This window comes from Psychrobacter sp. JCM 18903, assembly GCF_000586475.1.
Taxonomy (GTDB): domain Bacteria; phylum Pseudomonadota; class Gammaproteobacteria; order Pseudomonadales; family Moraxellaceae; genus Psychrobacter.
The window spans coordinates 37685-51604 of sequence record NZ_BAWJ01000006.1 but is presented as its reverse complement, the minus strand read 5'-3'; the positions used below and the strand labels follow the sequence as shown (position 1 = coordinate 51604).

Sequence of the window (13920 nt, the reverse complement as noted above, 5' to 3'; positions counted from 1 at the left end):
GCTATTAAAAGTGTGAATATATGGCAACCGAGCGCAAATAGTACGACTTAGTACATTGAACGAGGTGGATGCCATAACCACTTATCAAGGCTTGTACTATCTGCGCAGCCTACTGTTAAGTGTTGGTTAAACGCCGATTGTATGCGTAGGTTTGCTTTTCATTTTTTAGGAGAATCGCCCCATGACCACCGCTTTACTTATTGCGGCACTACTGATGGGATTTTTTGGTTCACCGCATTGCTTAGGCATGTGTGGCGGTCTGGTGACAGCATTTGGGCTATCGATGAAAGACGTCAGCCCTACCAAACGCCGTGCTCTTGTGGCAACTTACCATTTAGGTCGTTTAACCAGTTACGCATTTTTGGGTTTGATGGCAGGACTGATTGGCACCACTGTACTAGAGCCCTTAATGAAAGGTAACAGTACGCCACGTATCTTGCTAGGCTTGGTGTTAGTATTCGTCGGCGTGACCATGCTTGGCGCACCATTTTTAAAAAATCTTGAGCGTTTTGGTATGAGATTTTGGCAATATCTCAGTCCACTTCGTCAAAAAGTATTTCCACTCAACACCTTTCCGCGAGCATTAACGGCTGGACTGCTTTGGGGATTTTTGCCTTGCGGATTGGTTTACGGTGCATTATTGATTGCAGTAGTCGCTCACAATCCACTAAGCGGTGCCGCACTCATGTTTGTGTTTGGCTTAGGAACCGTTCCGATGCTAGTCGCCACGCACGAAACCGTTGGCTGGTTACGTGACAAGATTGGACGTTTTCGCTTGAGACAGCTTAATGGCGCTGTCATGGTATTATCTGGCTTAGCCGTTGTGTTTGTCCCTATAGCAATGTCTAGCATGCATGGGGGCCATGATATGTCCAATATGCAAGGCGATCATATGCAAATGAGCGATCCACAAATGACGGATATGCCGATGGATACAAATATGGATCACAGCAGCCATAATATGATGCCAAATGATAACAGCACAACTCCCCAAGGTATGGATCATATTATGCATGATATGAGTGATGGCGCGATCAACATGAACCACGATGAATATTCTGAAATGATGGAACAAGCTCAATAGAATCATCGATAATAGATATTGTTAAAATATAAAATCATTTAACATCACAATCCACCATATAAAAAAGCCCTTAACATCAATCATGACGTTGAGCTTTTATGATTCCGACAGCTGTACACTATAGTAGAACTGACGGCTTATAAATCACTACTCTTGCCACTGCTCAAGGGTAAACTTAGTATCTAAGTGCTTCTCTAGCGCGGGTATATTAAAAGCATCATCTTCACTCACAAAACTAATGCTGATGCCTGTCTGTCCAGCACGACCCGTACGGCCAATACGATGCACGTAATCATCTGGCTGATCAGGCAAAGTATAATTAACCACGTGGCTAACATCATCGACATGGATACCGCGTCCTGCGACATCAGTTGCCACCAAGATAGAAGCATGACCATCTTTAAAACGCTGTAAATACTTTTCGCGTTTTTGTTGAATGACATCGCCTGACAACATCACAATTTTATGCGCTTGACGCAGCTTATGATAGAGACGCTTGACTTGGTCTTTACGATTGGCAAAGACAATCACTTTATCCACTGCCGTATCACTGATGATACGCTGCAACGCTTCTAATTTTTGATCTTCTGTCAGTAAGTAAAAGTGCTGATCGACTAACTCACTGGTTTTATGTTCTGGCTCTATTTCAACAAACTGCGGCTCATGCAACCAGCGATAGGCTAGATTCATCACATCTTGGTTAAAGGTGGCAGAAAACAGTAAGCTTTGACGGTCTGTATTGGCTGGCATCCGACCGACCAAACGCTTGATGTCAGGGATGAAACCCATATCTAGCATGCGATCTGCTTCATCTAACACCAGTACTTCCACTCGATCTAAATAAACCATGCCTTTATTGGCAAGATCAATCAAACGACCAGGTGTCGCGACCAAAATATCGACATATTGACGCTCAAGCTCATGCTGCTGAGTCTCATAATTGGTGCCACCCATAATACAAACGCTGTGTAGCGAAGTATATTTGGTCAAAGCGATACAATCATCAAATATTTGCTGAGCAAGCTCGCGAGTGGGCGCCATGACCACTGCGCGCGGCTCACCCAAATAACGCTCTTCATCATTGGTAAAAGGACGTTTAAGCAAGGCTTCCATAATAGTCAATAGAAAGGTTGCCGTCTTGCCAGTACCCGTCTGCGCCTGTCCAATAGCATCTTGATTTGCCAAGGTATGCGGTAATATTTGTGCTTGTATGGGCGTTAATGCCGTAAAACCTAGATCACTTACGGCACGTAAGGTCGGTGCTGAAAGTGGCAAATCAGTAAACGTGGTAAAATTACTCAAAAAAATATCCTTTTAAATTAATCACTTGTTCATTACTAATAATAAGTAGACTCATGATAAATAGGCTCATGATAACCCGTTATATTGCTGTCTAAATTAAGCAGCAACAACAATATGGAATCTATATACAGCTGACTGAGATACGGGCATAAAAAAAGCCAAGCCTAACGCCTGATCCCACCAAACATGCTGATTTTGACTCAACATGGGTAAGATAAAACGGGCTTGACTCAGTAGTATATCAGTAGTGTCTACAGACATTATAGCTAAACCGCTCTAATGACCGGATAGATTACTCTTCTACTTTTCTGACTTCTTCAGCTTGAAGGCCTTTATCACCTTCTACCACACTGAATTCGACCTTTTCGCCATCTTTTAGAGAACGATAGCCATCACCTTGAATCGCGCGGAAATGGACAAAAATATCTTCTCCGCTGTCACGTTGAATGAAGCCAAAGCCTTTTGAGTCATTAAACCACTTAACGATACCTTGCTCACGAGCTGACATAATATTGCTTCCTAAAAAAGTCCGCTTAGCCCCAAATTCCTTTGCAACATTGCATATAAACGGGATCTAAGATGATGAAATCAAAAACTTAAGAGTACTATACTCACTACTATCACCTACATACCGCATCTATAGCAAATAATGGTATGTAGCAACACAGTGAGTATTTACAAACATAACGACTGCCTTACTGATTGCTCTACTTCGGCAGTAGCAACAAACTTGCAATAATTATTGCATAAAAAATATCATAGCACGGGTTTTTAGCAACATAAAGACTTTTAACATGATTTTTTGGCTTTAGCTTTATTTTTCATGTAATTTTTTTATAACCTCGCCATCAAGCTGTTATCATAAAGAGAAAGCTTTGATTAAACTGTGCAATTTTACGCTTATGCCATTTTATGCTTATATAGTATCTAAACCTTATAACAAATAATAAATCCTCAACCTCGTTTCATCGTTATAGAGACCATTATGACCTCTCCCTCTCAGTCTATACCAACCGTCACGCCTTCAAAGCAAAATGCCGATAAAACACTCACTCATAAGTTATTGCTCGTTAATGGGGTCAATTTGAATTTATTGGGTAAGCGCGAACCTGAGATTTATGGTCATACGACACTAGCAGATATCGAGGAACGTCTGATCGCACGTGCAGCTCAGCACGGTATTGAATTGATATGTATACAATCCAATTATGAAGGTAAACTGATAGATGATATCCAATATCATGGACTTTTAGCGGATACCGCCCTGCAAGTCGATGCCATTATCATTAATCCCGCCGCCTTTACTCATACCTCGGTTGCGTTACGTGATGCGCTCTTGGCCACACAAAAACCGTTTATAGAGGTACACTTATCCAATGTGCATGCGCGCGAGCCTTTTCGCCATCATTCTTATCTAAGCGATGTCGCCGTCGGTGTTATTTGTGGTTTGGGGCATCTGGGTTATCAAATGGCATTGTCCTACTGGCTTGATAGCCTCTACTCTGTCACAATCAGCAATTAATGCTCAATCCTGATTACCGAAAATCATGAATTGTATAACTATGCTTTATCAATAGCACACGAGTTAAACAGCAATTGTTTGACTAAAATACTAAAATTATGACTGAGCAAGCAAACAACCCACTACATGGTGATATGAATGGCAAAATCGTCTGGAAAGCGCTTTATGAAATTGGCTGGCATGACAGCAAGCATTGCCGGCAAAGCAGCTAAAAACTCATTTAAGCACCTCTCAAGTGACGAAGAAAAACGTTTGCAAGCACGCTCAGAGCTGATGCAAGATGTGGGCATTCAGATAGCCGAAACGTTGGGTGAAATGAAAGGCGCGGTGATGAAGGTCGGGCAAATTGCCTCGCAATATAAAGACGTGTTCCCACCAGAAGTAGCGACAGCGTTAGAAAAGCTGCAAAAAGATGCGCCGCCCATGCCCTATGCGCAGATACGTGCACAAATTGAGCGCGAGCTTAAAGCGCCTGTCGCAGAATTATTTAGCGAATTTGATGAAACACCGTTTGCGGCGGCTTCCATCGGTCAAGTGCATAAAGCCGTTTTGCCATCTGGTCAAAAAGTGGTGGTTAAAGTTCAATATCCTGATGTCGATGAAAACTGTGATAGTGACCTCAAACAAGTACGCATGGCACTAAAAATCGCGGGTGTGCTCAATATGAGCAAGCAGTTGCAAGAGCAACTATTCAACGAGATTCGCCAAAGTTTACATGATGAGTTGGACTATATTAAAGAAGCGCATAACTTACGAGTGTTTGGCGCATTTCATGCAGAAGACAAAGGTCTTATCATTCCTAAAGTCATTGGCAGCCACTCTTCTAAACGGATTTTAACCCTAACAGAAGAGATGGGAGAAACCCTGACCGTCGCGGCGACTTGGGACAATGACATCAAACAACACATAGCCAAGCGCCTGTTCCACTTTACCGCAGGACAACTATTTGGCTTATACCGTATGCACTGTGACCCACATCCCGGCAACTTTGCCTTTCGCAAAGATGGCAGTGTGGTGGCTTATGATTTTGGCGGCATCCGTAGCTATAGTGACAGCGAAGTTCAATTGTTCCGCCGTTTTGCCAAGCATGCCATTAAAGGAGATGTTACTGCCCTTGAGCAGGACCTCATCGCTCTTGATATTCGCCGTGATGACGATAAAAATATCCCCGGAGAGTTTTATGAGAAATGGCTATCCATTGGGCTAAAGCCTCTGTCTATTCAACCTTATCAACAAGGCGCTTTTGATTTTGGTCAAAGTCAGGTTCATCACGAAGTCATTGCTCAAATGCGGACGTCGTTGAAGTACTTTGGTCAATTCCAACCTTCTGCAACCACCATGATGCTAGATCGCACAGTGTCAGGACAATACTGGAACTTGGTCAACCTCGGTGTTGAGATTGACTTATCACCGCTCGTTAGTGAATACATTGATGTATAACGATATAAAATATAGAGTGTTAAGAAAGTAAACAACGCACAAACACGGCTAAATGTGCAAAGCGTGTCCACAACGATCACAGAATTCTGCTGCAATGGCATGACCGAACTTGCCACAATTAGGACAGGTGACGGGATTGAGTTGCGGACGCATATTACGTGCCAGCTCAGAAGTAAAAATCCCCGTTGGCACTGCAATGATCGAATAACCCGTAATCATGACCATGCTCGCAATCGCTTGACCTAGCGGCGTTTTGGGTGACATATCACCGTAACCGACCGTGGTCATGGTGACGACTGCCCAGTAGATAGACAGCGGAATACTGGTAAAGCCATTTTCAGGACCTTCTACCACGTAAATAATCGAGCCGAAAATCGTGACCAATAATACCAGCGACAAAAAGAATACCGTGATTTTTTGCTGACTGGTTTTAAGCGCCGAGGCCAAAAATCCCGCTTGCTGCATATAAGCTTTGAGCTTGAGAACGCGAAACACACGTAAAATACGCAAAACCCGTATCACTAATAGATACTGTACCCCCACAAACATGAGGCTTAGGTAACTTGGCAGCACAGACAATAAATCGACTACCCCAAAAAAACTAAAGACGTAACGCACGCGGTTAGGCGCTGAAAACAACCTGAGCGCATACTCTATCGTGAATAAAATGGTAAAAAACCATTCAGCATAAAAGAATATAGTGCCATATTGCAGGCGCATGTATAGCACACTGTCAAGCATGACCACAGCCACACTGGTCAAAATCGCAATCAATAATACAATATCAAAAAGTTTACCCAAACGGGTATCTGTGCCTTCAATAATAATATGAATGCGGTTGCGCAGGTGGGTAATGGCTTCAGCCGTCGGTTGCTTCATATAGTCAGTAGTATCGAGTCAGTAGCGATATAAAATTAATGGCTTGATAGCAACCAATGATTTAAAATACGCTGGATAAGCCAAGTTAGTCAAAATAGATAAAATTGGTTTATAATATTGCTCACAGGTCACCTGTGAATACAATCACTAAGTTGCCACAGTGTAGCAAAAAAGCACTCTCAACAAAATACAAATCGTTAACGTCTCGGTAGCTCTGTTACTTCAAAGAGATAGTGCAAGCTATATCATAGAAACAGGCGATTTGAGGTGTGTCATCATGCAGATTGAAAAATCTTAAAATGTATAAATACGCTCATTCATGACACACTCATAGTAAAAGATTGTTATTAAAACTTGTTTTAAGCACAATAAATAATACGCAAAACTTAAGGATGTTATATGGCAGGCCATTCAAAATGGGCAAATATTAAACACCGTAAAGCCCGTCAGGATGCGGTAAAAGGTAAAGTATTCACTAAAATTATTCGTGAAATTGTCTCTGCTGCCAAGCAAGGTGATCCTGACCCTAACAAGAATCCGCGCCTACGTGCTGTCATTGAAAAAGCCCTATCTGTCAACATGACGCGAGACACCATCAACCGTGCAGTAGCTCGTGGTACAGGCGGTGATGACAATGACAATATGGACGAAGTAGCTATGAAGGCTATGGTATCGGCGGCGTCGCAGTACTTGTCGAAACCTTGACTGACAATCTTAACCGAACAGTCAGTGAAGTACGCCACGCCTTTACCAAAAATGAAGGCAATCTGGGTACTACTGGCTCGGTCGCTTATCTATTTAATAAGCGCGGTGAAATCATATTTAATGATACAAGCCTAGAAGATGAAGTCATGCTAGTGGCATTAGATGCAGGCGCGCTTGATATCGAGAATGATGGTGAAAGCTTGCTCGTCATCACTGAATGGGAAAATTTCGGTCATGTCAAAGATGCGCTTAATGCTGCAGGTTTGGTCTCTGACAATGCTGAAGTGACCATGGCACCGTCTACCAGTGCTGAAATAGACAATGTCGATGATGCACTAAAAGTCATGAAAATGATTGATATGTTAGAAGATATTGATGATGTGCAAGAGGTTTATAGCAACGTGAACTTTTCTGCTGACGTAATGACCCAACTTGAGCAATAGTTTTATCCCGCAACCCTTTATGTCTCAAACATCAAAAAGCCAAACGTTTAAAAACGTTTGCTTTTTGATGTTTTATGACTCAATATTTTCTATGATGCAATAACAACCATTTAATAATGAAAAATCGGATTTACTAAAGCGCATTCGCTGCATCGTATGCTGACTTGGTTGCATATGATATATCAGCAACCTCACAACAATCACCTACCTGCACGACCTCAATACCTTTAACGCTCAAAGCCTCTGTATCGAAGACTACGGGACGCGCACCACTAGCGATAACGACATAGTCGTATGGAATTTGGGCAATACTGCCATTTTTATCTTCGCAACTTACTTCACCGCTGTTAATGCTTGTTACCATATATCCAGTATATTGTTCTACACCGTATGCCTTATAATTTTCGAGCATGCTAGGTAAAACAGTCACGCTGATATCACTACCAATCTGATCACGCATCTCTATTATCGATACCTTGCAGCCTTGTGTAGCAAGATATTCAGCGGTCTCACAGCCGACCACACCACCACCGATTACCGCCACGCGCCCAGATACTTTATACTTACCTGCCAGCACCTGCCACGCATCATAGACGTTTTTGCCATCTATACCTGGAATTGGCGGTATAAAACTTGACGCACCGACTGCGACGATAACAGCATAAGGCTCTAGCGCTAGTATGCTTTGAATATTCGCTGTTTGACCCAATTTTAGCGTTACACCCTGAGTGTGTACGGCATGTACCAAGTCTTCTATGGCTCGGCGTATTTCATTTTTACGCGGCGGGACGGCAGCGATGTGCAACTGCCCACCCAGCTCAGTAGCGGTTTCAAACAGGGTTACACTATGACCTTTCTTTGCAGCCACACGGGCAGCTTCCAACCCTGCAGGACCGCCACCGACGACCACAACATTCTTCTTCATTTGAGCAGGCATAATAAAACGCGTTTCTTCAAAGCCATTTTCAGGATTGACTACGCAAGCAATAAACGAGCGATTTAAGACATTATCAACGCAGCCTTCGTTGCAGCATATACAGCGAACGATATCAGTGGCTTTATCTGAGCCCACCTTGTTCGCCCAATCAGGATCCGCTAAGAGCGCACGACCAATCCCAATCATATCAGCCTTGCCATTTTGCAGTATACCCTCACCCATGTCAGGATCGATAATACGCCCTGAGGTGCTAACCGGGATGGAAACCGCTTGCTTAACGGCACCTGTGATATCAGCAAAGAAGCAGTAAGCTGCACGCCCATCGGCGGGATCGTGTCTGCCATATTGCCCGTATGGTTCGCTTGCCCAACATGCAACATATCCACGTTAGCTGCTTCAAGCCACTGTGCAAACTCTGGCGCGTCGATTTCATCAACACCACCTTTACCGCGTTCAGGTGTGACAACCGATAATTTATAATCGATAATCATATCTGGTACGACTTTTTTTAGTGCCTCTACTAACATCAAAGCAAAGCGTGTACGATTCTCAAGAGAGCCGCCAAACTTATCCGTGCGCGTGTTCATTTGTGTGCTGCATAGCGCGCCGACCAGTCTGTCGCCATGCACCTGAATGACATCTACCCCCGCTTTTTGTGCACGCACTGCACAGGCACACATCTTGTCGATAATATCCATCAAAGCGTCTTCTGACACCTCATTAACGAAATGTTGCATGTCATGATTGAGCTGGGTGCGTACCTTGTTCATCTCGCCAGCAGCAAACAAGGCGTTAAGGACGTTAACGTCATACTCAGGATAAAAAATCTGCACGCCAAGCTTGGCACCGTAAGCATGCACATTATCAGCAAGTAGCCGGAAACTGTCTATTTGGCTATCATCAAATAATTTAGGCGTCGGCGCAAAACTACGGACAGGTGCGACGTCACCTAACACGATATAGCCTGTGCCACCCTTGGCAAGACGAGTATAAAAGGCACGGCTCTGTGAGCTGATATTGCCGTCTTTGTCTTCATAGCCAGTCGTCAATGGTGGAAACATCGTACGGTTTTTAAAGATGACACCACCAATGATGATAGGTTGTAATATTTTCATAGCCGATATTTTAGTGGTCGTATTATTCATAATATTCTACTTTTAGCCTATCCTTTGTACACATGCTATTGATACTATTTGCATCGGAAATTTATATCGGAAAAACGATATCAGACTTGTACAATCAAAAGAACTAACGCTTAACCTCGACACCTTCAAGCGCTAACAAGTATGTTTTCTTATCCAGTCCACCTGTATAGCCACCAAGCTTACCATCGCTAGCAATGACTCGATGACACGGAACGATAATGCTAAAAGGATTTTTACTATTAGCATTAGCAACCGCGCGAAACCCTTTGGGACTAGCGACATTTTGTGCCAGTGTCGCATAGCTTATTGTTTCGCCATAGCCAATATCTTGTAACGCTTGCCAAACTCGTTGCTGAAACTTGGTTCCTAAGCTGATATCTAATGGCAAATCGAATGCCTGACGATCACCTTTAAAATACGATTTTAATTGCGCTATAGTCTCTATGAGTAGCGCTTGGGCAGGCTCATTTTTGCTTAGGCTATCCTCATTGATGAACGTAAAGCTCTGATCGACAAGCCCATAGTGTTTCTTAAGTTTAGGAATAGATTTTGAGCTGTGCCAAGAGTCACCCGCTTGCAGCCAGTTGACTTCAACCAGCTTAGGACGACTATGCTCATTGACACTCGCAATTAACGTTAGCTGGTGTGCGCCAAAAGCGGCTGTGGTGACTATCATGATGCTTCCTTTCAAATGATGATATTTTCAAAAATCGTTCATCGACTAAAACCACCTATCGAGCGCTACTCTTTATCATCGGTCTCAAATAAGGCAGCGACAAATTGTTTTGGACTAAAGGCACGTAAATCATCAATCGACTCACCGACACCAATATAACGAATAGGAACATCCGTCGTTTCAGCAATATTAAAGACCACACCACCTTTTGCAGTGCCATCTAGTTTGGTAATGGTAATACCCGTTAATGGTACGACTTTATTAAAGAGTTCTACTTGATTAATCGCATTTTGACCCGTGCCAGCATCGAGGACAATCATGCCTTCGTGCGGTGCGCTTGGATCCGCTTTACGCATGACGCGTACCACTTTTTCAAGCTCTGCCATCAGGTGGGTTTTATTCTGCAAGCGTCCAGCAGTATCAGCGATTAATACATCAATATTTTTTGCTTTGGCAGACTGCATGGCATCAAAGATAACAGAAGCACTATCAGAGCCGTGACCTTGAGCGACGACTGGAATGTTATTACGCTCACCCCAAATTTGTAGCTGTTCAGTAGCAGCGGCACGGAAGGTATCACCAGCTGCCAACATGACGGATTTGCCTTCACCTTGTAAGCGCTTGGCAAGTTTACCAATTGTCGTGGTTTTACCCACACCATTAACACCCACGACTAAAATCACAAAAGGTTTTTTGCTGGTATCAATAATGAGTGGTGCGACTTTTGGCGTTAAAATATCAACCAATTCAGTTTGCAACGCTTTATATAATGAATGCGCATAAATCAAATCACCACGGTCTGTCTGCTCGGTCAGACTTTTGATAATACGATTGGTCGCGTTGACACCGATATCGGCAACCAGCAGTTGATCTTCAACTTCTTCCAATAGCTCATCATCAATCTCTTTGCCACCGATCAGGATGCTGACCATACCTTCGGCAAGATTTTTACGCGACTTACTTAGCCCCGTTTTCATGCGGTTAAACCAGCTGCCTTTTTTCTTGTTTTCTTGCAGCTCTGTAGATTCGATTTCTGCTTGAGTGGTCGCTTGTACCGCACTACTCGCAGGACTGACATTTGGGCTATCCCCAAGTTGCTCCTGTAATGGCATGGTTGGGGCAGTAGAAATAGTGCTAAGCTTAGTATCAATATTTTTATTATTATCGTTATCAGCTGATGAAGCGCTTATAAAGCTTTCAGAGGCGTTTTTGGACGTGCTTTGCTCTTCTGTCCTCACAATTGGCGCACCCAAAGCAATGTTTTGTGCCGCATCAGCACTTGAGACATCTTTGTTTATCGTGCTGTCTTTTTGCTGATCTTCGATGCTTTGATCATTGGGCGCTTGGATAGAGCCTGCATCTTCTTTCTCATCAATAATGGGCACAGATTGCGAAGGCAGACTGGGTAAGGTAATATCATCGTCATCTAGGTCATCAAGATTGCCATCGAGATTAATGATTACACGACTGCTATTATTGGAGTTATTCATAAGCTTGCCCTAGAAGTTATCACGGTCAGTTATTTGATTATTTTAAATGGGTTGGTATGTCGTCATGTTTTTGCCATAGGTCATGACCCACGACAGTCAATTTTTAGCCTAGTTTATCATAATTCGAGTTGTGCTCAGACCTTACCATCATAGCCTATCGTCAATTTTTGCAAATCTGGCAAGTCACACCATCCCTTTAGAAAGTTTCGCTTAAGATTTGGCAACAAAAATCTGACCTTACACATGCTAAACTTCGCCTACTCTACCAGAGTTTATTGTAGAACAAGCCTTATTCCAAAACTTACCAATTACTTCACTATCGCTCACTCAATCCTCATTTTTAGGAATTATCTATGCCATCACTATCTAACACTGACAAAACGTACGGTAAAAAAGCAATCAGCATCAGCGCAGCTTTATTAGTAGCAACACTGGTGCTATCTGCGACAGGATGCAATACCACCCAAGAATTTAAGCCAACAGCCAGTGTGATGGTTGGGGCACATAAATCTTTATAAAACCTGCTATCTATCGCTAGTATTGAGAGTGATCTAACCACTGATCAATTTACAAGTTGCCATTTTATATAAGTAGAATATACCATGCCACTGCCTTTATCATCGTCATCCCTACCTACCGCCTCTCTACGCCTTGCCTGCGCCTTAGTAATAGCAACGACTCTTGCTGCTTGCCAAACCAGTACTATCAGCGCCAACACATTGTCGACTGCTCAGAAGCCAGTCATTCAAAATACCTTGGGTAAAGATGGGCTAAATACCGCTAAATCAGGTCAAGACATTCAGCCTCATCAGCATTGACCATGGATATGTCAGGTCGACACGAATATCAATTAGAAAACGGTCTAAAGGTAGTGGTAAAAGAAGACCATCGCGCACCTGTGGTAATGACTCAAATCTGGTATCGAGTTGGGTCAGCAGATGAGCACTGGATAAAGGGGGCATCTCGCATTTGCTTGAGCATATGATGTTTAAAGGCACTACTAACGTTTCGAGCGACGACTATGAGCGCTTGATTGCTAAATTTGGCGGCGTCAATAATGCGTTTACCAGCTACGACTATACGGGCTATTACGAGCTATTCCCTGCCAACCGTTTTCCTTTGGCATTAGAGCTAGAAGCGGATCGTATGAAAAACCTACTTTTTAATGAGCAGGAATTTACCAAAGAGCACCAAGTGGTCATGGAGGAGCGCCGCCAACGCACTGATGATAATCCACTTGCCAAGGCTTATGAGTCATTTCGCTTATTGGCGCTCCCGAATAGTCCAAAAGGCGAATCCGTTATTGGTCCGATGGATGAGCTTGAATCCATTACCCTTACAGATTTAAAAGACTGGTATAAAACATGGTACGCACCAAACAATGCAACGTTAGTCATCGTTGGCGACGTTAAACCGCAAGAGGTATTGGCTCAAGTCAAACGTTACTTTGGTGAGCTAACACCAAGCGATCTACCTAAACGTCCTGCCGTCAGTCAAAAAGGCTTCCGTGGCTATCAGAAAGTCGACTCCGAGCAAGCCGTACAAGTGCCAGTATTGTTAATGGGTTATAACGTACCCAGTCTCGTCACTGCTGGTGCAGCTAATGAAAAACAAGCTTATGCGCTCTCACTGGCTCAAGATGTATTAGACGGTGGTCTCTCTGCCCGCCTTGAGAGTCGATTGATACGCGAACAAGGTCTGCTTACCACGGTGGGCACTTCATATGACTTGCTAGATCGTGGCGATGGACTGTTTTTGATACAAGCGACTCCACGTGAAGGTGTCAGCTTAGAGCAAGCACAACAAGCCATTATGGCTGAAATAGAAAAGCTCAAAACCGATCCCATCGCTGCTGATGAAATCGAGCGTGCCAAAACCAATACGGTCACAGGGCTCGTCTATGCGCAAGACAGTATGGAAGGTCAGGCGCAGATGATTGGCTCATTACAGTCTATCGGTATTGACGATACGCTGCTTGCCAAATTGCCCACCAAACTCGATAACGTGACGATTGCTGACATACAAGCTGCTAGCAAAAAGTATTTAGTAAAGGACAATTTAACAGTGATGCATGTCATACCACCTAAAAACCAAGCAGCGACAGAGAAATAATCGTGCCGTGTTAGCTCTTTATTCGATACAAGCGCCAATCATAAAGACCTTATTTATAAGAAGAAAACCATGACTCAAAATAGTGATTTGTTGCAAAATAGAAAAAAAGCGTGCAGCTCAATACCATCAGCAACCCCCATAATGCAAAAGCTGTCGCATCTTAGTCTTTGCATCTTGCTAGGTCT

General features: G+C 43.4%; 11 protein-coding genes and 2 pseudogenes. 6 read left to right on the top strand and 7 right to left on the bottom strand.

Annotation, left to right across the window (positions count from 1 at the left end; genetic code table 11):
- Nucleotides 1-181 precede the first annotated feature (181 nt).
- Complete coding sequence (locus TT12_RS05635; RefSeq protein ID WP_045452866.1) at nt 182-1084, top strand: sulfite exporter TauE/SafE family protein; 903 nt, start codon at nt 182-184, stop codon at nt 1082-1084.
- Between the two features lie 147 nt (nt 1085-1231).
- Here TT12_RS05635 and TT12_RS05630 read toward each other — a convergent pair whose 3' ends face one another.
- Nucleotides 1232-2386, bottom strand: a complete 1155-nt coding sequence (locus TT12_RS05630) for a DEAD/DEAH box helicase (protein ID WP_045452864.1) — start codon at nt 2384-2386, stop codon at nt 1232-1234.
- A gap of 292 nt (nt 2387-2678) precedes the next feature.
- The gene (locus TT12_RS05625) at nt 2679-2894 is read right to left on the bottom strand and encodes a cold-shock protein (RefSeq protein ID WP_011513806.1); all 216 of its coding nucleotides are present in this window, start codon (nt 2892-2894) and stop codon (nt 2679-2681) included.
- 477 nt (nt 2895-3371) lie between these two features.
- On the opposite strand from TT12_RS05625, the gene aroQ reads away from it, so the two are divergent.
- Together aroQ and TT12_RS05615 are read left to right on the top strand one after the other, a co-directional pair.
- The gene (gene aroQ / locus TT12_RS05620) at nt 3372-3908 is read left to right on the top strand and encodes a type II 3-dehydroquinate dehydratase (protein WP_045452862.1); all 537 of its coding nucleotides are present in this window, start codon (nt 3372-3374) and stop codon (nt 3906-3908) included.
- A gap of 138 nt (nt 3909-4046) precedes the next feature.
- A complete protein-coding gene (locus TT12_RS05615; protein ID WP_045452859.1) occupies nt 4047-5348 on the top strand; it encodes an ABC1 kinase family protein in 1302 nt (433 codons plus the stop codon).
- Between the two features lie 48 nt (nt 5349-5396).
- On the opposite strand, the gene TT12_RS05610 is transcribed toward TT12_RS05615, so the two are convergent.
- Nucleotides 5397-6227 carry an ion transporter gene (locus TT12_RS05610; RefSeq protein ID WP_045446426.1) on the bottom strand — a complete coding sequence of 277 codons (831 nt, stop codon included), beginning with the start codon at nt 6225-6227 and terminating at the stop codon, nt 5397-5399.
- A gap of 399 nt (nt 6228-6626) precedes the next feature.
- On the opposite strand from TT12_RS05610, the pseudogene TT12_RS05605 reads away from it, so the two are divergent.
- Nucleotides 6627-7375, top strand: a pseudogene (locus TT12_RS05605) (YebC/PmpR family DNA-binding transcriptional regulator).
- Nucleotides 7376-7508: 133 nt separating this feature from the next.
- Here the strand turns inward: TT12_RS05605 and TT12_RS15345 are convergent.
- The 4 genes from TT12_RS15345 to ftsY form a co-directional block, all read right to left on the bottom strand.
- Nucleotides 7509-8546, bottom strand: a complete 1038-nt coding sequence (locus TT12_RS15345; RefSeq protein ID WP_279378813.1) for an FAD-dependent oxidoreductase — start codon at nt 8544-8546, stop codon at nt 7509-7511.
- Nucleotides 8495-9457 (bottom strand): oxidoreductase, encoded by a 963-nt coding sequence (locus TT12_RS15340; RefSeq protein WP_207804002.1) that lies wholly within the window; start codon nt 9455-9457, stop codon nt 8495-8497. The genes TT12_RS15345 and TT12_RS15340 overlap by 52 nt, the downstream gene beginning before the upstream one ends.
- Before the next feature lie 103 nt (nt 9458-9560).
- Nucleotides 9561-10133, bottom strand: a complete 573-nt coding sequence (locus TT12_RS05595) for a methylated-DNA--[protein]-cysteine S-methyltransferase (protein ID WP_045452856.1) — start codon at nt 10131-10133, stop codon at nt 9561-9563.
- 65 nt (nt 10134-10198) lie between these two features.
- A complete protein-coding gene (gene ftsY, locus TT12_RS18840) occupies nt 10199-11623 on the bottom strand; it encodes a signal recognition particle-docking protein FtsY (protein WP_306304329.1) in 1425 nt (474 codons plus the stop codon).
- Between the two features lie 353 nt (nt 11624-11976).
- Between ftsY and TT12_RS15335 the strand changes: the two genes are divergently transcribed.
- Nucleotides 11977-12141 (top strand): hypothetical protein, encoded by a 165-nt coding sequence (locus tag TT12_RS15335; protein ID WP_157908393.1) that lies wholly within the window; start codon nt 11977-11979, stop codon nt 12139-12141.
- 98 nt (nt 12142-12239) lie between these two features.
- Nucleotides 12240-13735: pseudogene (locus TT12_RS05585) on the top strand (M16 family metallopeptidase); the annotation flags it as partial.
- Nucleotides 13736-13920 lie beyond the last annotated feature (185 nt).

Bases quoted from the DNA above. Each gene is read 5' to 3' on its own strand.
- TT12_RS05610 (WP_045446426.1), bottom strand. From the start codon at position 6,227: ATGAAGCAACCGACGGCTGAAGCCATTACCCACCTGCGCAACCGCATT.
- aroQ (WP_045452862.1), top strand. From the start codon at position 3,372: ATGACCTCTCCCTCTCAGTCTATACCAACCGTCACGCCTTCAAAGCAA.
- ftsY (WP_306304329.1), bottom strand. From the start codon at position 11,623: ATGAATAACTCCAATAATAGCAGTCGTGTAATCATTAATCTCGATGGC.
- TT12_RS05615 (WP_045452859.1), top strand. From the start codon at position 4,047: ATGGCAAAATCGTCTGGAAAGCGCTTTATGAAATTGGCTGGCATGACA.
- TT12_RS15340 (WP_207804002.1), bottom strand. From the start codon at position 9,457: ATGAATAATACGACCACTAAAATATCGGCTATGAAAATATTACAACCT.
- TT12_RS05625 (WP_011513806.1), bottom strand. From the start codon at position 2,894: ATGTCAGCTCGTGAGCAAGGTATCGTTAAGTGGTTTAATGACTCAAAA.
- TT12_RS15335 (WP_157908393.1), top strand. From the start codon at position 11,977: ATGCCATCACTATCTAACACTGACAAAACGTACGGTAAAAAAGCAATC.
- TT12_RS05595 (WP_045452856.1), bottom strand. From the start codon at position 10,133: ATGATAGTCACCACAGCCGCTTTTGGCGCACACCAGCTAACGTTAATT.
- TT12_RS05635 (WP_045452866.1), top strand. From the start codon at position 182: ATGACCACCGCTTTACTTATTGCGGCACTACTGATGGGATTTTTTGGT.